20 protein-coding genes and 1 riboswitch are annotated in these 20198 nt (G+C 53.4%); of the genes, 7 read left to right on the top strand and 13 right to left on the bottom strand.

What is annotated here, in order from left to right:
• The 7 genes from ACIKP9_RS08950 to def all read right to left on the bottom strand — a co-directional run bounded on the left by ACIKP9_RS08950 (nt 1) and on the right by def (nt 7661).
• Entirely contained in the window at nt 1–1272 is a 1272-nt protein-coding gene (locus ACIKP9_RS08950; protein ID WP_400881563.1) for a sigma-54-dependent transcriptional regulator, read from the bottom strand.
• The gene (locus ACIKP9_RS08945; RefSeq protein WP_400881561.1) at nt 1269–3395 is read right to left on the bottom strand and encodes a sensor histidine kinase; all 2127 of its coding nucleotides are present in this window, start codon (nt 3393–3395) and stop codon (nt 1269–1271) included. The genes ACIKP9_RS08950 and ACIKP9_RS08945 overlap by 4 nt, the downstream gene beginning before the upstream one ends.
• 6 nt (nt 3396–3401) lie before the next feature.
• Nucleotides 3402–3986, bottom strand: coding sequence for a DUF4390 domain-containing protein (locus tag ACIKP9_RS08940; RefSeq protein WP_400881559.1), 585 nt, complete (start codon nt 3984–3986; stop codon nt 3402–3404).
• Complete coding sequence (gene rsmB, locus ACIKP9_RS08935; RefSeq protein WP_400881557.1) at nt 3949–5226, bottom strand: 16S rRNA (cytosine(967)-C(5))-methyltransferase RsmB; 1278 nt, start codon at nt 5224–5226, stop codon at nt 3949–3951. The genes ACIKP9_RS08940 and rsmB overlap by 38 nt, the downstream gene beginning before the upstream one ends.
• A gap of 3 nt (nt 5227–5229) precedes the next feature.
• Nucleotides 5230–6069, bottom strand: coding sequence for a zinc metalloprotease HtpX (gene htpX, locus ACIKP9_RS08930; protein ID WP_230348168.1), 840 nt, complete (start codon nt 6067–6069; stop codon nt 5230–5232).
• A 151-nt stretch (nt 6070–6220) separates the two neighbouring features.
• Complete coding sequence (fmt, locus tag ACIKP9_RS08925) at nt 6221–7147, bottom strand: methionyl-tRNA formyltransferase (protein ID WP_400881554.1); 927 nt, start codon at nt 7145–7147, stop codon at nt 6221–6223.
• 10 nt (nt 7148–7157) lie between these two features.
• Nucleotides 7158–7661, bottom strand: coding sequence for a peptide deformylase (gene def / locus ACIKP9_RS08920; RefSeq protein WP_230348166.1), 504 nt, complete (start codon nt 7659–7661; stop codon nt 7158–7160).
• 94 nt (nt 7662–7755) lie between these two features.
• Here def and ACIKP9_RS08915 point away from each other — a divergent pair, with 94 nt between their 5' ends.
• The 3 genes from ACIKP9_RS08915 to ACIKP9_RS08905 all read left to right on the top strand — a co-directional run bounded on the left by ACIKP9_RS08915 (nt 7756) and on the right by ACIKP9_RS08905 (nt 10459).
• A complete protein-coding gene (locus tag ACIKP9_RS08915) occupies nt 7756–8814 on the top strand; it encodes a LysM peptidoglycan-binding domain-containing protein (protein ID WP_449815916.1) in 1059 nt (352 codons plus the stop codon).
• Nucleotides 8815–8861: 47 nt separating this feature from the next.
• Nucleotides 8862–9905 (top strand): DNA-processing protein DprA, encoded by a 1044-nt coding sequence (gene dprA / locus ACIKP9_RS08910; protein ID WP_400881550.1) that lies wholly within the window; start codon nt 8862–8864, stop codon nt 9903–9905.
• Between the two features lie 101 nt (nt 9906–10006).
• Nucleotides 10007–10459 (top strand): DUF494 family protein, encoded by a 453-nt coding sequence (locus ACIKP9_RS08905; protein ID WP_230348164.1) that lies wholly within the window; start codon nt 10007–10009, stop codon nt 10457–10459.
• 54 nt (nt 10460–10513) lie between these two features.
• Here the strand turns inward: ACIKP9_RS08905 and metF are convergent, their stop codons facing one another.
• From metF to metK, 5 genes are all read right to left on the bottom strand, one after another.
• Complete coding sequence (metF, locus tag ACIKP9_RS08900) at nt 10514–11356, bottom strand: methylenetetrahydrofolate reductase [NAD(P)H] (protein WP_400881548.1); 843 nt, start codon at nt 11354–11356, stop codon at nt 10514–10516.
• A gap of 36 nt (nt 11357–11392) precedes the next feature.
• Nucleotides 11393–11740 carry a phage holin family protein gene (locus ACIKP9_RS08895; RefSeq protein WP_400881546.1) on the bottom strand — a complete coding sequence of 116 codons (348 nt, stop codon included), beginning with the start codon at nt 11738–11740 and terminating at the stop codon, nt 11393–11395.
• 183 nt (nt 11741–11923) lie between these two features.
• Entirely contained in the window at nt 11924–13333 is a 1410-nt protein-coding gene (gene ahcY / locus ACIKP9_RS08890) for an adenosylhomocysteinase (RefSeq protein ID WP_230348161.1), read from the bottom strand.
• A gap of 116 nt (nt 13334–13449) precedes the next feature.
• A riboswitch (S-adenosyl-L-homocysteine riboswitch) is annotated at nt 13450–13529 on the bottom strand.
• Between the two features lie 42 nt (nt 13530–13571).
• The gene (locus tag ACIKP9_RS08885) at nt 13572–14792 is read right to left on the bottom strand and encodes an HD-GYP domain-containing protein (protein WP_400881544.1); all 1221 of its coding nucleotides are present in this window, start codon (nt 14790–14792) and stop codon (nt 13572–13574) included.
• A gap of 49 nt (nt 14793–14841) precedes the next feature.
• Nucleotides 14842–16005 carry a methionine adenosyltransferase gene (metK, locus tag ACIKP9_RS08880; protein WP_400881542.1) on the bottom strand — a complete coding sequence of 388 codons (1164 nt, stop codon included), beginning with the start codon at nt 16003–16005 and terminating at the stop codon, nt 14842–14844.
• A 71-nt stretch (nt 16006–16076) separates the two neighbouring features.
• Here metK and ACIKP9_RS08875 point away from each other — a divergent pair, with 71 nt between their 5' ends.
• The 4 genes from ACIKP9_RS08875 (at nt 16077) to xerC (ending at nt 19550) form a co-directional block, all read left to right on the top strand.
• A complete protein-coding gene (locus ACIKP9_RS08875; protein ID WP_400881540.1) occupies nt 16077–16931 on the top strand; it encodes a lysophospholipid acyltransferase family protein in 855 nt (284 codons plus the stop codon).
• Between the two features lie 75 nt (nt 16932–17006).
• Entirely contained in the window at nt 17007–17837 is an 831-nt protein-coding gene (gene dapF, locus ACIKP9_RS08870; protein ID WP_400881538.1) for a diaminopimelate epimerase, read from the top strand.
• A gap of 145 nt (nt 17838–17982) precedes the next feature.
• Nucleotides 17983–18669 (top strand): DUF484 family protein, encoded by a 687-nt coding sequence (locus tag ACIKP9_RS08865; RefSeq protein ID WP_400881536.1) that lies wholly within the window; start codon nt 17983–17985, stop codon nt 18667–18669.
• Between the two features lie 2 nt (nt 18670–18671).
• A complete protein-coding gene (gene xerC, locus ACIKP9_RS08860; RefSeq protein WP_400881534.1) occupies nt 18672–19550 on the top strand; it encodes a tyrosine recombinase XerC in 879 nt (292 codons plus the stop codon).
• 95 nt (nt 19551–19645) lie between these two features.
• Here the strand turns inward: xerC and moaC are convergent, their stop codons facing one another.
• On the bottom strand, nt 19646–20122 hold the full coding sequence (moaC, locus tag ACIKP9_RS08855; protein WP_400881532.1) for a cyclic pyranopterin monophosphate synthase MoaC: 477 nt from the start codon (nt 20120–20122) through the stop codon (nt 19646–19648).
• Nucleotides 20123–20198 lie beyond the last annotated feature (76 nt).

Here is a 20198-nt window from a genome sequence, read left to right as displayed (position 1 = left end):
TTATTTTGATTTAACCCCTAGTTGCTTGAGTTTGCGGTAAAGGTGAGTGCGCTCTAGCTGTACGTTTTCTGCGACTTTGCTCATATTGCCGCCTGCCTTGGCGATGTGATGCTCAAAGTACAAACGCTCGAAATCATCCCGGGCTTCGCGTAATGGCTGATCCAGGTCTATTGCGAGCGAGGTTGCAGCTGCATTGCCGGTATTTTCCTGGTGCATCTGGGCGAATTGACCGACAACACGGTTGACATCTGCCAGGGTAATTTTTTCTCCCAGCGAGGTTTGCACCAGGTTGCGGATGACGCTGTCCAACTGGGCCAGATTGCCTGGCCAATCTGCATTGCGCAGGGCATTGAGGGCGGCAATGTCAAATTCGCGATACGCAGCCTCACCGGTTTCTACCATCAGGGTCACCATGGAGCGCGCGAGGTCAGGGATATCTTCGCGATGATCTTCCAGCGCGGGTACGCTGACCGTTGCGATTGAGATGGCTTGTAACAAGGTGCTGTCGAACACACCTTCCTGTACCAACTGCGGTAGGGCTCTTGCAGTGCCGCAGACCACGCGCACGGCATATTTCTCTGCCTTGGAAAGCAAAAGCAGCAAGCCTTTTTGCTCGGTTTTGTTCAGCTCGGCGACTTCGGGCAGGAAGATCAAGCCATCGCTGGTATGCTCAAGCAATTCTAATGGGGCTGAGGCCAGGCGCTCGGTTTCATTTAATTCCAGCCAAGGCGAGCCTGGCTGGTGCAGGAAGCGTGCACAAAGTTCCAGGCCACTACCTTTGGCACCGATCAGTAGCAAGGCTGATTTCAGGCTGGCGACTTGCTCCAGGCGCTGGCGCAACTCGGAGATGACAGGGCTTTTCCCCAGGTTGAGCAAATTCATGTCGGAGCGGGGTAGTTGCTCGCCATGTTTGAGCGCAGCATTGACAGTCTTGAGCAATTTTTGCAGCGCGATGGGCTTTTCGAGGAAATCAAATGCGCCGATACGGGTGGCCTCGACCGCAGTATCAATGGTGCCATGCCCAGACATCATGACTACCGGCATCGTCAGCAGACCGCCGTTACCCCATTCCTTGAGCAGGCTGATGCCGTCACAGTCTGGCATCCAGATATCCAGCAATACCAGGTCGGGCCGGGTTTGCTGACGCCAGGTGCGGGCCTCTGCTGCGTTCTCGGCCAGGCGCACTTGGTAGCCTTCATCCTGCAAAATATCCCTCAATAATTCGCGGATGCCGATTTCGTCATCCACGACCAGCACTTGCCTTGCCGTCATTGCTTGCGCTCCGCTATTGGTATGGTGACGGTGACGATAGCACCATCAGGTTCCAGGTTTTCCACCTTGATATTGCCTTTGTGTTCTTCAATGATCTTCTTGACGATGGCAAGGCCAAGGCCAGTGCCATGGCGCTTGGTCGTCATGTAGGGTTCAAATGCATGGGAAAGGATTTCCAGCGGGAAGCCAGCGCCGTTGTCCTTGACGCATAGTTTTACGCGTTCGTCCGCGAGTACGCAAGAGATAGTGATCTCGGGGTGCGGGTGATGTTCCAGCGCATCTTGTGCGTTTTGCAACAAGTTATGCAACACCTGGCGCAGCATGGTTGCATCGCCATGCACCTTGGGCAACTCAGGCGGCATATCCACGACCATCTGAATAGCGCCTGCTTCATATAAAGTCAGGACATCTTGGATCAATTGCCGCAAATCTACCGTATCCAGGTTGAGGGCGGGTAGGCGGGCATATTCGCTGAATTCGTTTACCATGGTCTTCATGGCATTTACCTGGCTAACGATGGTGGCAGTTGCCCGGCTTAACATTGCCGCATCGGTTTCATTCAGCTTGGCTGCCAGTTTGTGTTCGATACGCTCGGCGGAGAGCTGGATTGGGGTAAGTGGATTCTTGATTTCATGCGCCAATCGACGCGCTACTTCTGCCCAGGCGGCATCGCGTTGAGCTTGCGCTAATTGTGTAATGTCGTCGAATACGACGACAAAGCCGCCATCCGGGCCGTCGGGCAGGCGTGTACCGCGCACCAGTAAAACCTGCTTGCCTTGGCTGGTGCTGATTTCCATTTGCTCCTGCCATTCCGAGGCTGAGTCAGCCTTGAAGTAGACCTGGATACGATTGACGAAGCTGGCTAAGGTTTCTTGCTGGTGAGCGAGCAGGTCAAGTGGTTGGTTGAGTGTATCTTCCGTCAGACGAACGCCAAGAATATGGGACGCCGCATAGTTAAAGGTGCGTAGTTGCCCGTGCTCGCCCAGCACCAATACCCCGGATGAAAGGTGGGCGAGAATGGTTTCGAGATAACCACGTGCTGCTTCCAGGCGCGCACGGTTACGGTCGGCTGTCTGGGTGGCATCGTTGAGCTGGCGCGTCATGCTATTGAAAGATTGCACCAGGATGCCCAGCTCATCCTTGCCATGGGCAGGCAAGACCGTGCCGTAATCACCGCGCGCAATGGCACGTGTGCCTTCGGCGAGAATACCCAGCGGTGCAGAGAGGCGGCGGCTTAGGACGAAGGCAAATGCAATGGAAGAAAGCATGGCCAGCATTAAGACCAGCGTCAAGGTTAGCGCGAAAACCTCTTTTAATGATTCACGGCTGAATGAGAGCTCTTGATAGTCTTCGTAAACGTCTTGTACTGCCTCCGCGGTTTCGGAGAGGGATTTTGGCACGGGTTGCAGTAATTGCAGCACACGGGTTTCGCCTGCCATATCGTTCATCGTGACTGGGGCAAGAACGCGTAGGTACAAGCCCTTGCCAAGAATCGGTTCAATTACGCCATAAACGTGCTGCCTGCCTTGGCGTAACTGCGGGACGCTGGGTAGGTCAGGCAGGAAGCTAGAAGGGTCTCCGCTGGAAAATGCCAGGATGCGGCCCTGCACCGTCAGCAATACTGCATCACGTACACCACTTTTTTCGCGCAGGTCATTGAGTACGCTCAGGTGCAGGTTGTTGGGCTGGAAGGCTAGTGACAAGGCCATGGTCTCGGCCTTGTCTTCCAGATCCGAAAGCATGATATCCAGCGCACTCTGGCCTAGGCGCAGGCCACCTTCGAGCGCCGCTTCTACCTTGACGTTGAACCAGGACTCGATAGATCGTGTGAGGAAGTTGACCGAAACGGCATAGACGATGACGCCGGGTATGATGGCGATCAGTGCAAAGCTGCCAAGCAGGCGCAAGGTCAGTCGGCTGCCCATGATGCTGTTGCGCATCTGGCGATACACCCGCCAGAGTTGCACGCCGATTAATACGATCAGTGCGACGGCCAGTGCCAGGTTGAGGATCAGCAACAGGTTGTAGTAATTGCCAGCAGATGCCGTACGGGTGCTGGCGTGTGAAAGCAAGTACAGCAGTACTGCTCCCAAGACTGCGCTGATAAAGACAATGTACTTCATGACGGTTTATTGGCCGAGTGTCGGGGTCCAGCGTAAACGCTCGGAGGCCATGTTCCAATCTTCAGAGCTGAGTGTGTCTACTTGTAAGGCCTTGGGTAGCTTGGACTGATCAAGGCGCATGCGTAAGCCTGCCTGGTAACTTTCCCCTTTTTTCAACAGGCTATTGTCAACGACTTGCCAATGCCTGAGGCGGGAAATTTCCTCCTTGGCTTCGTAGATACTGGAAAATGATAATTGGTGTCCGTCACGGTTGACGAGATATTGCCGCGACAGGGCATGATAGCTCAGCGATACCTTGCTGGTGAGGCTGACAATCTCGTCATCGAACCAATAACGGCGAGGTGAGACTAGCTGAAACTCGACGAGGAAGTTCAGCGGCATTCCCTTGCTGATTGCTTCTTCCAGTGCGGGACTAAGCGTGAGTCCGAAGTCTGCATCCAGCACATAGTTTCCCTCCTCGGTGGCGGTCAGCTCGGCAGAGGTGATCGATAAGCTACTCTGGATGGCAACTGCCTGGGTGCTGAAAAAAGCCAGCACGAGTAAAAGGAACAGCCTAAACTTTTTGCAGTAAAGCGTAAAAGAAGCCGTCATGGTGTGTACCGGGGAGTAGTTGTCCTTGGTTTGATTGTAATGCGTCGTGCTTTAAGGGCAGCAGGCGAGCATCGGGTTGGGATCGCAGAAACTGCGCGATCTGCTGCTGGTTTTCCTCATGAAATACCGAGCAGGTGACGTAAAGCAATTTACCACCCTTTGCCAGCAGTCGCCACAGGCCTTGCAAAATCACGCGTTGTTGCTCTGCAAATGCTGCGATGTCTTGTTCTCTTCGCAGCCACTTGATGTCCACATGACGGCGCACGATACCCGAGGCAGTACAGGGCACATCGGCCAGGATACGGTCATAAGGCTGCCCATCCCACCAGGCATCTGGCGTGCTGGCATCACCCTGTACCAGGTTGGCTTGCAGGCCTAACCTATCCAGGTTCTGCTGCACACGTTGCAGGCGCTTGGCATCATTATCCATGGCAGTCATGTGTACATCCGCCAGTTCCAATACATGCCCGGTTTTACCGCCAGGCGCGCAACAGGCATCCAGCACACGCATGCCATCCTTGGCATCTAGTTCCAGAGCAGCAAATTGGGCACCCCAATCCTGCACTGAAGCGTGGCCTTGTTCAAAGCCAGGTAGGCGGCTCACTGGCACTGCGTGCTCAAGCATGATGGCTTGTGCATCCAAGGCTTGTGCCGGCAAGTCTGCCGCCTGTAGTTGTTGCAGGTAGTGATCGGCATCGCTGTGGCGGCGATTGACGCGCAGCGTCATGGGCGGGTGCTGATTGCCGGCTTCCAGCATGGATGCCCAATGATCTGGATATTGTTGCTTGAGCTTGTTGATCCACCATTGTGGATAGCTATATTGAGCCACTTGGTTATTGGCGAGCTTTTGTTCAAGCGCATCACGCTGGCGCAAGAAGTTACGCAACACGGCATTGACCAGGCCCTTGGCCCAGGATTTCTTGGTTTTGGCCGCGGCCAGCACTGCTTGATTGACTACCGTGTGTGCACCGGCCTTGTCATAAGCCAGCTGATACAAGCTGACCAGGAGCAGGTGGTGGATAAAGGCTTCAGTCAGGGGTTTTTGCAGTAATTGCTGCAGTAAGGCCTCAAGCCGGGAATAAAAGCGCAACGTGCCGTAGGCCAGGTCTTGGCTCACGGCACGTTGTTGTGGCGTGATGTGAGGATGTTGCTGGAATAGTGTTTCCAGCACGACTGAGAGGTTACGTCCATCAAGCACTTGACCGACGGCTTGCGCGGCAAGCTGCTGCGAAACCTGCACCGCTTAAGCCGCCATCGCCATGAGGCGCTTGATGCGTTCCTCGGTTTGCGGGTGGGTGCTGAACAAGCCCTTGATACCATCAGTGGACAGCGGGTTGATGATCATCATCTGTGCTGTTTCCGGGTGCTGCTCGGCAGTTTCCAGCGGGATCTTGTGCGCGTAGTTATGTATCTTCTGCAAGGCAGCAGCAAGCGCAGTCGGATCATTACAAATCTGTGCGCCAGCGCGGTCAGCCTCGAATTCACGAGCACGCGAGATCGCCATCTGGATCAGCATCGCTGCAATCGGGGCTACGATCATGATCAGGATAGCCACAGCAGGATGCACGCCACGTTCCCTGTCATGCGCAAACAGCATGCCGAATTGTGCGATGGAGGAGATGGCACCAGCAATTGTTGCGGAAATGGTCGAAATCAAGGTGTCTCTATGCTTGACGTGAGCCAGCTCGTGCGCCATTACGCCACGTAGTTCGCGTTGGGTCAGAATGCGCATGATGCCGGTGGTGGCTGCTACGGCAGCATTCTCTGGATTACGTCCAGTGGCGAAAGCATTGGGTTGGTCTTCATCGATGATGTAAACCTTGGGCATTGGCAGCTCGGCATTCTTCGCCAGCTCTCGTACCATGTTGTAAAACTCGGGCGCAGTGGAGGCATCAACCTCGCGCGCGTTGTACATCTTGAGTACGGCTTTGTCGGAAAACCAGTAGGCGTAGACATTCATCGCACCTGCAATTAGCAATGCGATCATCATGCCGCCAGCACCACCCAGCGCGGCGCCTACTGAACCAAACAAGACAACGATCCCCGCCATGAGGATGGAAGTTTTTAGCCAGTTTCCTACCATTGTTGCATTACTCCATTCTGAATGTGTTGCCTACGGCATAACGCCGCGATTCGTCACTATTTTGCTTCCCCATTTAGATAGCGATCAATGGAAAAAATTCAAGTGGATAAGCAGGTTTTTACCGATGAAGTCTGGGGCGCTGGTGCGAATGTCAGCGACCGAATTTGTCACCCAGCTTCAAGGGGTTGCCTGCGAGGAAGTCGCGGGCTTTCAGGCGCTTGCCGCCAGGCAATTGCAATTCATCAATTCTCAGCAAGCCCTTGCCACAGCCTACGATAATGCCTTGATCCAATGACACAATGGTGCCTGGCTCGGCCTGACCATCTAGCGCTTGTGCCATCCAGATGCGGCAAGTTTCGCCCTGCAATGTGCTTTGTGCGACCGGGAAGGGGTTGAAAGCACGCACTTGGCGGGATAGCGCTTCTGCATCCTGGTGCCAGTCGATAGCAGCTTCGGATTTTTGCAGTTTTTCTGCATAAGTCACTAGCGATTCGTCTTGTGGTTCGGCAACCAGTTTTCCTGTGCTTTCCAGCTGGTTCATGGCCTGCAGCATTAACTTGGCGCCTATGTCTGCCAGTCCATCATGCAAAGTTTGGGCGGTATCCTGCGCTGTAATCGGCAAGGCACCCCGCAAGATCATGGCGCCAGCATCCAGTGCGGGCACGACCTCCATGATGGTGACACCAGTTTCTTTGTCACCAGCAAGCAGTGAGCGTTGGATAGGTGCCGCACCGCGCCAGCGAGGCAACAGTGAAGCATGAATGTTGTAGCAACCATGGCGTGGCATGTTGAGCACGGCTGTGGGGATAATGAGGCCATAAGCAGCTACCACCAGTGCATCGGCATTTTCCGCAGCAATCTGGGCTTGTACTGCTGCGTCCTTGAGGGTTTCTGGCTGAAGGACGGGGATATTGTGCTCTAGTGCCAAGCTCTTGACTGGGCTGGGTTTGAGCTTCATGCCTCGCCCTGCCGGGCGGTCAGGCTGGGTCAGCACCAGGCTGACTTCGTGGGAGGACTCAATCAGGGCTGCCAAGGCAGGCATGGCAAATTCCGGGGTTCCGGCATAGATGATTTTCATGAGGGGCTAATCAGGCGCGTTCGCGCTGGCGTTTCTTCAGTTTGTTCTTGATGCGGTTTTGCTTGAGGCCGGAGAGGTATTCGACAAACACTTTGCCCAGCAGGTGATCCATTTCATGCTGGATGCAGACTGCAAGCAGGCCTTCGGCTTCCAGCGTGAATGGCTTGCCATGCTCGTCCAGGGCTTCTACGGTGATTTCCGCAGCGCGCGTCACTGTCTCGTAAAATCCTGGCACGGAGAGGCAGCCCTCGTCGTAATCCTGGCTGCCGCATTTTTTGATGATGCGCGGGTTGATGAAGACTTGCAGTGCAGACTTGTCTTCCGACAAATCCATGACGATCACCTGTTTGTGAACGTCAACCTGGGTTGCAGCCAAGCCGATGCCTGGCGCGTCGTACATGGTTTCTGCCATGTCGCGTACCAATTGCCGTATGTCGTCATTGACTTCATCCACTGGCGCGGCCACTTTATGTAAGCGCGGATCGGGGTAGGTCAGGATGTCTAGAATTGCCATAGAACGCTTGCTTGTTTAATAGATTGAATGCAGAATCCAATGCAAGTTTCAGAATATTAAATGAATCCTTACGCCTGCCGTTAACATATACATGATGTATAAACACATTATAACGCTGCTACTGCTTTGTTGCCCGATTTTGCCTGCTCTGGCAGATGAGGTGAAGCTGCAAGCCAATCATCCTGACCGGTATGTCGTGGTCAAAGGCGATACCTTGTGGGCCATTTCTGGCCGCTTTCTCAAGGATCCGTGGCAGTGGTCGCAGGTCTGGAAGATGAACCGTGAGCAAATCAAGAATCCACACCTGATTTATCCAGGCGATGTCGTGGTGCTGGATACCAGTAGTGGGTCGCCCGAATTGCGCTTATTGCGCGAGACGGTGGCTAACCCCGAGGTGAGTCTTGCGCCTGGTATTCGTACTGAGAAGCTGGATGCTGAAGCCATTCCGGCCATTTCGCCTAGTGTGATTTCCCCTTTCCTCAGTCAGCCCTTGATCATTGAAAACGAAGGGTTGAAGGATGCCCCGAGTATCATTGCCGGGCCGGAAAATCGTGTGGTTTTAAGCCCTGGTTCGCGCGTCTATGTTGATCGCATCAATGAAGGTGAGGGCACGCTGTGGAATATCTACCGTACGGGTAAAACTTATATCGACCCCGAAACCAAGGCGGTGCTGGGCACCGAGGCTATCTATCTTGGTGATGCGCGGATTACCAAATATGGTGAGCCTGCGAGCGGTGACATTGTCAGCGCCAAGGAAGAGATTTTTGCTAACGACAAATTAGTTGCTGCTCCGGAAAACCTGCAAACCAATTTTATTCCCCGGGCGCCAGAAGCCGAGGTCAAAGGTCGTATTCTCTCAATTTATGGTGGCGTGGCGGAAGCAGGGCGCAACACCATTATTGCGATTAGCAAAGGTGGCGATGATGGGTTGGAGCAAGGTCATGTGCTTGCTATCAACCGCAATGGGCGCGTCATCAAGAACCCGAAATACGACAAGAAAAACAAGGAGTCGAAAGAGCCGGAAAACATCAAGTTGCCGAATGAGCGCATTGGGCTGGCCATGGTGTTTCGTACTTTTGACAAAATATCCTATGCGCTGATTGTTCAGGCGACAGAGCCGGTGAACGTGCTGGATGTTGTGGAGAAGCCATAAGTAGCACCAGCCATGAGGAAGCCGGGCTGTGGGTTAGCCTGAGCCTGGTGCCTGGTCTAGGTAGCCAGGCGTTTTGCCAATTGCTGGCGGTGTTTGGTTCTCCTGAAAAAATCTATAACGCCAGCCGGCAGCGCCTGCGTGATGTTTTGCCTGATGCCCAGGCGAGCGCTGTGGCAGCAGGCCCCGTAGCGGAACACCAGGCCTTGATTACAGCTTGGCTGCAACAACCAGGTAATCATCTGGTGACGCTTGCTGACGCCAGCTATCCTCAATCCCTATTGGATATTCCCAACCCGCCCCCGCTCTTGTATGCCAAAGGCAGACTAGCGCTGCTCAATATGCCGTCAATTGCTGTGGTAGGCAGCCGCAATGCCAGTCCGCAGGGTGAAAAAAATGCCGAGGAGTTTTCTGCTGCCTTAAGTCGACAGGGCTTGTGCATTGTCAGTGGCATGGCGCTTGGTATCGATGGTGCTGCACATCAAGGGGCACTCAAGGCGGGAGGTGCCACGATAGCCGTGGTGGGGACTGGTCTGGATATCGTCTATCCGGCACGGCATCGTCATCTGGCACACCAGATTGCCGAACATGGTCTGATCATTTCCGAGTTTGCATTAGGTACACCTTCCCGTGCGCAGAATTTTCCGCGACGCAATCGTATTATTAGCGGCTTAAGCCAAGGGTGCCTGGTGGTCGAGGCCAACCTGCAAAGTGGATCATTGATCACGGCGCGCTTAGCGGTCGAACAGGGGCGCGAGGTATTTGCCATCCCAGGCTCTATACATTCGCCCATGGCCAAAGGCTGTCACCAGCTTATCAAGCAGGGTGCCAAGCTGGTGGATAGCATGCAGGATATCTTGGATGAAATGAAGATTGCTCCACAGTCAGTAGTTGATTCACCTAATGTAGAGCAGCCTGTGGATAGCGAGCATGATCCCTTGCTTGAGGCGCTGGGATATGACCCGGTTAGCCTGGATGTGCTGGCAGCAAGAAGCGGCTTGACGACCGAACGCCTTTCCGCCATGCTGTTGGTGCTGGAGTTAGAAGGTAAGCTAACCTCTCTACCGGGAGGGCGTTTCCAGCGCATCGCCTAATTCTGTGAACAATATCAACACGACACAATGGCGATTCTCAAAATCTGCTAAGTGAGTGAAGACATCACAGGGTCACCCGGGTCATTTTGATTGGGGAATGTATGTTCGAAGTCCTGGTGTATATGTTTGAAAACTACTTTGAGTCAGATATCCATCCCGACCACGAAACACTATCCAAGGAATTATTCGCAGCAGGTTTTGATCAGGAAGACATCAATGGCGCGTTTGATTGGTATAACGCCCTGGAGTCTATGTCTGAGGCTGATGCACCACAGCTTGGCACAACCGGATTACGCATTTACAGTGATGCGGAAACCAAGAAGCTGAGTGCTGATAGCCTGAGTTTTATCATGTTTCTCGAGCAGGCCAAGGTATTGACGGCATCACAGCGCGAGCTGGTGATAGACAGGGCTATGGCGTTATTGCAGCCTGAAATTGGCTTGGAAGAGACGCGCTGGATCGTATTGATGGCGTTATGGAACCAGGATAAAGCCAGCGATTACCTGTTTGTCGAGGACGCCATGTTCAACGACAATCGACCAACATTGCACTAAAGCAATCTGGTCTTGAAGATACAATCCGGAGGCTATTCGGCCTCCGGCAACGCCTTATTTTTCCCCAGCACCCAGTTGCTCAAGAATCGAAGAGATCGTTCCTGCTTGATTGAGTGTATAGAAATGCAGGCCTGGTGCACCGCCAGCGAGCAGTTGCTCACATAGGTCTTCGACGACTTCCGTACCAAAAGCGCGCAAGGAAGCGAGGTCATCACCATAATCTTGCAGTCGCAACCTCAGCCAGCGCGGAATTTCTGCACCGCACACGCTGGAAAAACGCGCAAGCTGCGTGAAGTTATAGATAGGCATGATCCCGGGCACAATCGGGATGGTAATGCCCGATTTTTCACACTGGTCCACAAAGCGGAAGTAAGCATCTGCATTGTAAAAATACTGCGTGATGGCAGCATTCGCTCCGGCATCAACTTTCTGTTTGAAATACTTCAGGTCTGCCGTGGGAGATGATGATTCCGGGTGGAATTCGGGGTAAGCAGCCACTTCAATCTGGAACCAATCGCCAGTTTCCTCGCGAATGAAGCTGACCAATTCATTGGCGTAGCGAAAATCCCCGGCACTGACTTCACCTGAGGGCACATCGCCACGCAAGGCTACCAGTCGCTTAATACCCTGTTGCTGATATTGTGCCAGCAAGGTGCGGATTTCAGCCTTGTCGGAAGATATGCAGGAAAGATGGGGCGCGCCTTCATAGCCAGCCTGTTGGATATCGACGACGGTTTCCAGTGTGCGGTCACGCGTGGAGCCACCAGCACCAAAAGTGACGGAAAAAAACTTGGGGTTGAAGGCAGCAAGCTGTTCACGAGCGGTGCGCAGCTTTGCCATGCCTTCCGCCGTTTTTGGCGGAAAAAACTCAAAACTGATGATAGGAGCATTGTTCATTGAAAAACCATATGAATACGTGATGGATACTACGGGCTAGTCCTTCGTGCCCAGGATCAGGGCGATAAGCGCCCAGGAAATCAGGCTGTAGAGAACAGCACCCACAATGCCAGCGAGTAGTGTCTGTACTTCAAAGCCATTCAATATGTGGCCGACGAAGAGAAACAGCAGCCCATTGATGACCAGCAAGAATAAACCCAATGTCAGCACGGTGACCGGCAGCGTCAGTATTACCAGGATTGGCCGGATAAGCAGGTTGACCAAGCCAATGACGGCTGCTGCGATTAATGCGCTGCCAATGCCAGAAACGTGAATGGACGGTACCACGTAAGCCACTGCTAGCAGGGCCAGGGCGTTGAGTAACCATACGATCAAGAGCTTCATCTTGCTATCCTCCTTGCATATGCCCGATGTCGCTGGGCTGGTTGGGTAAATCGCAAGCATTGCCCAGCAATTATGCTGGGCATTATGCTTTCAAGAATATTGAGCACATTTGCCTGACGGGTACTCCCTTGCCCTAAGGCGGAGCATTTGGCCAGGGTCGTGTGCTCTGCTTATACTTTTACTTTAGTAGCGATAGTGGTCTGGCTTGAATGGGCCATGTTTTTCCACGCCAATGTAGGCAGCTTGCTCATCGGTGAGAGTCGTCAGTTGTGCATTGAGTTTTTTCAATTGCAGCAAGGCAACCTTCTCGTCCAGATGCTTGGGTAGAGTATAAACACCTACTGGATACTTGGCAGTATTTGCAAATAGCTCGATCTGGGCGATGGTCTGGTTGGCGAACGAGGAGCTCATCACATAGCTTGGGTGACCCGTAGCGCAACCTAGGTTGACTAGGCGGCCCTTGGCTAGCAGGATGATGCGCTTGCCATCAGGGAAGATGACGTGATCGACTTGTGGCTTGATTTCTTCCCACTGGTATTTCTCGATCGAGGCAACATCGATTTCATTGTCGAAGTGGCCGATGTTACACACGATAGCCTGATCCTTCATTTTTGCCATGTGCTCATGGTTGATGACATGGTAGTTACCAGTAGCAGTAACGAAGATGTCACCGTGCTCGGCAGCATAGTCCATGGTAACAACACGATAGCCTTCCATGGCGGCTTGCAATGCACAGATCGGATCAATTTCAGTGACCCATACCTGGGCAGATAAAGCGCGCAATGCCTGGGCAGAGCCCTTGCCCACATCGCCATAGCCAGCGACCACGGCCACTTTGCCGGCTACCATCACATCGGTGGCACGCTTGATGCCATCTACCAAGGATTCACGGCAACCGTAGAGGTTGTCGAACTTGGACTTAGTGACGGAATCGTTGACGTTGATAGCCGGGAAAGCCAGCTTGCCTTCCTTGTGCATCTGGTACAGGCGGTGCACGCCAGTAGTGGTTTCTTCAGTGACGCCAAGAATTTTGGATAAACGGGTGGAATACCAGCTTGAATCTTGTGCCAGTTTCGCCTTGATAGCATTGAACAGGCTGGTTTCTTCTTCGCTGGCAGGATGGTTGAGAATGGTGGCATCCTGCTCTGCACGCGTGCCGAGGTGCAGCAGCAATGTGGCATCGCCGCCATCGTCGAGGATCATGTTGCTGTAGCCGCCATCGGCCCACTCGAAAATACGATGGGTATAGTCCCAGTATTCATCCAGGGTTTCACCCTTGACGGCGAATACCGGAATGTTTTGTGCAGCAATCGCGGCGGCCGCATGATCCTGCGTGGAATAGATGTTGCAGGAAGCCCAGCGTACTTCCGCGCCCAAGTCTCGCAGCGTCTCGATCAGTACGGCAGTCTGGATTGTCATGTGCAGGGAGCCAGTGATGCGGGCACCGCGCAGGGGCTTGGTGGTTGCGTATTCTTCGCGGATTGCCATCAGGCCTGGCATTTCGGTTTCGGCGATCGCAATTTCCTTGCGGCCCCATTCAGCCAGGTTGATGTCGGCAATCACGTAATCTTGGGTGTTAGCCACAGTATTCATCCTTTAAAACATTGAGCGACGTGGACACTGTTTGTGTCCGTTAGAAGTGTCTGACCAGTGGAAGGGTGAGAGTCTGCGTTTACAACAATTCACCATCTTCATGACCGGTACTGTCAATCTGGTGAACGCCGTTTACGCAGCTTGTACTGCGGCAACCGAGCCTGGGGATCATATCCTCGCAGCGTTCCTCGGTAGGCCATCATTATAGAGGGTTTTGCCGTGCTTGTGCACGGCGACATCAGGGGTGTTGTATCCCGTTTGTCCAGAGCAGGTTGAAGTCAGGAAATTTCCAGTCTTCTGGTTGCTCAATGGCGATAATCTTCTCTTGGCAGCTAGATGTGCCGAGCTTGAGGATCTCTGGTTTGATACGGGTGCCGGATTTAATGGAAAAAAAGGCTTTCACGACGGGGTTGAGTAATGAAGTCGGGTTTTTATCAATGACAACAGCAAGGCGCCCTGATTGCAGGCGCACCAGTGACCCGATCGGGTAGATACCCAGGCTTTTAACCAAGGCCTGGAAAATGCGGTTGTCGAGATGATCAGTTGTCCACTCAGCCATGTTGCGCAAGGCTTCAGCAGGGTGCCAGCCCTTGTGATAAATCCGGTCAGAGGTCACGGCATCATAGACATCACAGACTGCCCCCATGCGGGCATAGAGACTGATATTGTTGCCTGCGAGTTGATGTGGATAGCCAGTACCAGCAATTTTTTCGTGATGATGCAGGCAAACATCCAGGACGATAGGGTGAATGTTGAGGGAGTTGGAGAGCAACGCGTGCCCGGCTTCTGGATGGTGTCTGACGGTGTCGAATTCTTCATCCGTGAGTTTGCCGGGTTTGTTGATGATGTTCATCGGGATATGCATCTTGCCGATATCGTGCAGCAAGCCTGCCAAGCCGCAGAGCCGGACTTCTTCGTCATTCATGTTAAGTTGCATTGCCAAGGCAATCATGAGTCCGCAAACCGCGACCGAGTGCATATAGGTGTAGTCGTCGTAGTTCTTTAGGCGCGCTAGGCTGATCAGTGCCCCAGAGTTGCGGCTGACTGACGAGGAAATGTCGCTGACCAATGACATGGCTTGCTCGCTGTCAACCGCTTTGCCTAGGCGTGCTTCCTGAAACATGCCTTTGACTTCGCGATTAGCTTTGGCACAAATGTGTGCGGCTTGTTCGAGTTCTTCAGCAATGCTGGTTTGCTGAGTGGCGGTGGGTGGAGCCTTATCGGCAGCAGGAGTGGAGGGTATTTCGGGTGGGGGCTCTTGCGGAGCGGGAGACACATCATCACCCTTGCTGGTATCGATGATGACAGTATGAATACCGCTACTGAGCAGTTTTTCTATATCAGTTTGCTCGGTAATGACAAAGGCGCTACGCCAGAAGGGGTGGTGGATCCAGGAGGCATCAAGCTTATGCAGATACATGCCAATACGCAATTCGCGCACAGGGATTTTTTTTAGCATTATTGATACCCCCAGGACTTACATGTTAAGTAGCAATATATCTGGTTTTTTAGATTCCCGCAGCAGCACGAAGCGCGCTGGCTTTATCCGCCGCTTCCCAAGTGAATTCAGGCTCATCACGACCAAAGTGACCATAGGCCGCTGTCTTGGAATAGATTGGGCGCAACAGGTCTAGCATCTGCACGATACCCTTGGGGCGTAGGTCGAAATGTTCCAGCACCAGTTGCGTGAGCACTTCGTTTGGAACCTTGCCTGTGCCATAGGTTTCCACCATGACACTGGTTGGCTTGGCGACGCCAATCGCATAGGAAACCTGTACCAAGCAGCGTGATGCCAAGCCAGCGGCCACGATGTTCTTGGCAACATAGCGGCCTGCATAAGCTGCGGAACGGTCTACCTTTGAAGGGTCCTTGCCAGAGAAAGCACCACCGCCGTGAGGAGCTGCGCCACCATAGGTGTCGACGATGATTTTACGACCGGTCAAGCCGCAATCCCCTTGTGGACCGCCAATGACGAAACGGCCTGTCGGGTTAACGAGGAACTTGATGTCTCCCTTGATGAGTTCTTGTGGCAGGGATGGTTTGATAATTTCTTCAATCACGCCTTCACGTACTTGATCTAGCGAGATGTCAGGGGCATGCTGTGTTGAGATGAGGACGGTATCAATCTTGTGGGGTTTGCCATCGACATATTGAATGGTGACCTGGCTTTTGGCATCAGGGCGCAGCCAAGGCAGGCGGCCATCTTTGCGCAATTGTGACTGGCGCTCCATTAATCGATGCGAGAGCCAGATCGGCAATGGCATCAATTGTGGTGTTTCATCGCAGGCATAGCCAAACATCAGGCCTTGGTCGCCCGCACCTTGATCAAGTGGGTCATCATTCGCGTTATCAACGCCTTGGGCAATATCGGGGGATTGCTTGTCATAGGCAACCAGTACCGCGCAGCTTTTGTGATCAATGCCATAGTCGGCGTTGTCATAGCCGATGCGCTTGATTGCATCGCGGGCGACCTTGATGTAATCAACACTGGCAGTGGTGGTGATTTCGCCTGCCAGCACAACCAAGCCAGTATTAGTCAAGGTTTCTGCTGCTACGCGTGCCGTAGGGTCCTGCTCAAGAATCGCATCCAGAATGCTATCCGAAATCTGGTCGGCGACCTTGTCGGGATGGCCTTCGGAAACGGATTCTGAAGTAAATAGATATTCGCTCATGAACTCCTGCCAAATCAATTATGCAAAAGGTTGTTAGAATAGCAAAATCATGATGTTTCAAAAAGAAGTACATGCTTAAAGCATTATTACGCATTCTGGCGCGGCTGCCTTTGCCTGTCATCAATGGGATTGGTGTGTTCACGGGGTGGGGTCTTTATTTCTTTTCCCAGAAGGTATTGCGGCGTACCCGCAAGAATCTCAATATCGCTGGCATTACACCATCCCCAGCGGATTATCGGCGTTTGGTCAAACGCAGCGTGGTGGAAACTGGCAAAGGCCTGATCGAGACGTTTGCCATCTGGTTCAGGCCGCAAGAGCGGGTGTTGCCTTGGGTAAGGGAGTGTCATGGCTGGGAGCATGTCGAGGCTGCACATGCGCAAGGGCAGGGTATTATCTTTCTTACCCCCCACTTGGGTTGTTATGAAATTACCGCCTTGTACTACGCCGCTCGCCGTCCGATTACGGTGTTATACCGCCCCGCGCGTCAACAATGGTTGGCTCCTTTAATCGACGAGGGTCGTAACCGCAGCCAGATCAGGCAGGCACCGACCAATCTCAGTGGGGTGCGTAGTTTGCTGAGAGCCTTGAAGCAGGGTGAGGCGATCGGCATTTTGCCCGATCAGGTGCCTGAGTTCGGCGAAGGTGTCTGGGCAGATTTCTTTGGTACACCAGCCTATACCATGACGCTGGTGGGTAAGCTGGCAGAGACTTCTGGTGCACGAGTGTTGCTGGCTTACGGGGAGCGCCTGCCGTGGGGGAGAGGTTATGCCATTCATATACGGCCACTTGATCTTGAGCCCACCCCGGACAATATTAATCACGGGATAGAGCAATTGGTCAGGATGTGCCCCGAGCAATATCTCTGGAGCTATCGCCGCTTCAAGCATCCCAAGCCACATGGCAAGGCACGTGAAGCACAAGGCTAGATAACATAGATCTCAAGCGAATTTTTAGAGTGATCGCCTGGAATAAGGTGGATTGCTGCAATTGCAAGGCAGGATATGAAACTTACTTTTACCAAGATGCAGGGCATAGGCAACGATTTTATCGTGATCGATGGTTACAGTAGCCCGGTGAATCTGGATGCTGCAACGATATGTCGCCTTGCCGACCGTCACTTTGGCGTCGGTTTTGACCAGTTACTGCTGGTGGAGAAGCCGACTGTGGAGGGTGTGGATTTTCGCTACCGCATATTCAATGCCGATGGTGGCGAGGTCGAACAGTGCGGCAATGGTGCGCGTTGCTTTGTCCGGTTTGTGCATGACAAGGCCTTGACCAATCAGCGTGAAATTCGTGTGGAAACAGCACGCGGCGTGATCTTCCCCAAACTAGAAGATAACGGGCTAGTGACGGTAAACATGGGAGAGCCGCGTTTCCAGCCTGCCGAAGTCCCATTTGTTGCAGATCAGGATGAGTTGGTTTACCCGTTGCAGGTGGCAAACCAGACCTTGGAGATTTCCACGGTTTCCATGGGTAACCCGCATGCAGTGACCCTAGTCAGCGATGTCGATACTGCGCCAGTGGAAAACCTAGGGCCTTTGATTGAGCATCATGTGCGCTTTCCACAGCGTGTGAATGCCGGCTTCATGCAGGTGGTGGATGCTCATCATATCCGCTTGCGAGTCTATGAGCGTGGCAGTGGCGAGACTTTGGCCTGTGGCACAGGGGCTTGCGCTGCGGTGGTGAGTGGCATCAGGCGAGGCCTGTTGCAATCCCCGGTGAAAGTGACGACCCGTGGCGGAGAGTTAACCATTGCCTGGGATGGGGCGCAGCAGCCGGTCTGGATGACTGGCCCTGCCGAAACCGTATTTGAAGGTAGTATCGAGATTTAAAGTGGCTGGCGTCAAAGGTCTTGCCTGCCTTGGATAACTGATCGCAGTCAGTCGCGAGCGTAGCATTCAGGTGCGAGGACAATCAGGGCCAACGATGTAGCCTAGCCATCATTACCGTCAGTCATGACGATTGCAAGGAGTTAACATGGAATCACAAGATCATCACGAAGCGCCGTTAGCGGAGTACCAGGTCACGAGTTACCTGCGCGCGAACCCTCAATTTTTTGAGCATCACACCAGCCTGCTGGCGGAGCTCTACCTGCCTAGTCCCCATGGCCAGGGGACAATCTCCCTGGCTGAACGCCAGCAGTTGGCGCAGCGTGATCGCATCCGTGTAATGGATGCCAAACTGGCGCAGCTGATGAAATATGGTGAGGAGAACGACGCGATTGGCGAGAAGGTGCATCGCTTAAGCCTGGGGTTGCTGGCGACCGAGCAAGTGGCGGTGCTGGTCAGCTTGTTGGAGCATAGCTTGCGGGAGGACTTTCAGGTGCCTTATGTGAGTTTGCGCCTATGGGCACAGCCTCGCGATGAAAATAATGGCGGCTTGCCAGCGTTTGCCAAGGTGGATCAAGAGGTGCAGCGCTGGGCACAGGGGTTGGCTACGCCTTATTGTGGTAACCATCCTGGTATGCCATTGCAAGGGTGGTTTGGTGCAGAAGCCAGGCCAGCGGCTTTTGCCTTGATGGCATTGAAAGCGGAGAGCGTGTTTGGTGTGCTGGCGCTGGCCAGTGATGACGAAAAACGTTTTTATCCCGACATGGGCACCCTTTACCTCAAGCGTATAGGCGAATTGGTGAGTGCTGCCTTGCTCCGGCATATCGTTGTGTAAGCATGGATGCACTGCAGCGCTATCTGGAGTATCTGCAATTCGAGCGTGGCTTGAGCCTGCTTACCGTCAAGAATTACCAGCGCGACTTGGCTCTGTTGTTTGAGTTGCAGTCAGAACTCGCGCTGGATACACTGCAACCATCCCACATTCGCCGTTTCATTGCCATTCTTCATGGGCGGGGTCTCAGCGGCAAAACCATTGCACGCCACCTCTCAGGCTGGCGTGGCTTCTTTGATTTCCTGATCAAGTATCATGGTGCGGCAAGCAATCCCTGTCATGACATGCGTGCACCGAAGTCACCCAAGGCTTTGCCCAAGGCGCTCGCGATTGACCAGGCGGTGCAACTGGTGGATATGGAAGGTGAGGACGTACTCGCTTTAAGGGATAAGGCCATCCTGGAGTTGTTCTACTCCTCTGGGTTACGGTTGTCTGAAGTCACTGGTTTGAATATCAGCGATCTCAATTTGAATGAAGGCACCGTGCAGGTACTGGGCAAAGGCAATAAGTCACGTATTGTGCCGATGGGGAAGCATGCCATTGATGCCATGCGGGCATGGCTGGAAGTGCGCCAACCGGCAATATCCAGTCATGACGACCAAGCGGTTTTTCTCAACCGTAACGGGCAGCGCATGAGTGGCCGGGCTATTCAATACCGCATCAAACAATGGGCGCTCAAGCGCGGTATCAGCAGCAATGTGCATCCGCACATGTTGCGCCATAGCTTTGCGAGCCATGTGCTGCAATCCAGTGGTGACTTGCGTGCAGTGCAGGAGATGTTGGGGCACGCCAATATCAGCACTACCCAGGTGTATACCCATCTGGACTTCCAGCACCTGGCCAAAGTTTATGATGCTGCGCATCCGCGCGCGAGGAAGAAGTAAATTTGTGTGGGCACTTCCTGCCCAATCTATTTTTACCCGTTATTCTCTACACCAATACCATCGTTGATGGATTGCAATCGTATGGATGCAAGCGCTTAACTGGCCTGCCAATTCCCTGACTTGCCACCTTGTTTTTCCAGCAGGCGGATGTCGCTGATGATCATGCCTCTATCCATGGCTTTGCACATATCGTAAATCGTCAGCAAGGCGATGCTGGTAGCGGCGAGTGCTTCCATTTCCACCCCAGTGCGCCCGACGGTTTCTGTCGTGACTAGGCAATGAATGCTGTTCAATGCGTGGTCAATGGTGAATACCACGCCAACCTTGGTTAGCGGGATGGGGTGGCAGAGAGGGATGAGTTCAGATGTACGTTTTGAGCCTTGTATGGCGGCGATACGTGCAATGCCTAGTACATCGCCTTTTTTTGTATCACCGCTTTCTATCGTGGCCAATGTTTCAGGCTGCATGCGGATACTGCCACCCGCAACAGCAATACGCTTGGTTTCGGCTTTGTCGCCAACGTCGACCATATGGGCCTGGCCGCTGGCATCAAAATGGGTGAGCTTGCTCATGTGCTTTCCTGCGTTGTGGCCGTGGGCCTGATGGCCCGGCGCTAGTGAACTTGGTGCGTGAGGTTGTTATCATAGC

This window comes from Methylobacillus methanolivorans, from assembly GCF_044751345.1.
Classification (GTDB): Bacteria; Pseudomonadota; Gammaproteobacteria; order Burkholderiales; family Methylophilaceae; genus Methylobacillus; species Methylobacillus methanolivorans.
Note: the sequence above shows the minus strand (reverse complement) of the source record. Positions and strands in the feature narration are given on the sequence as shown.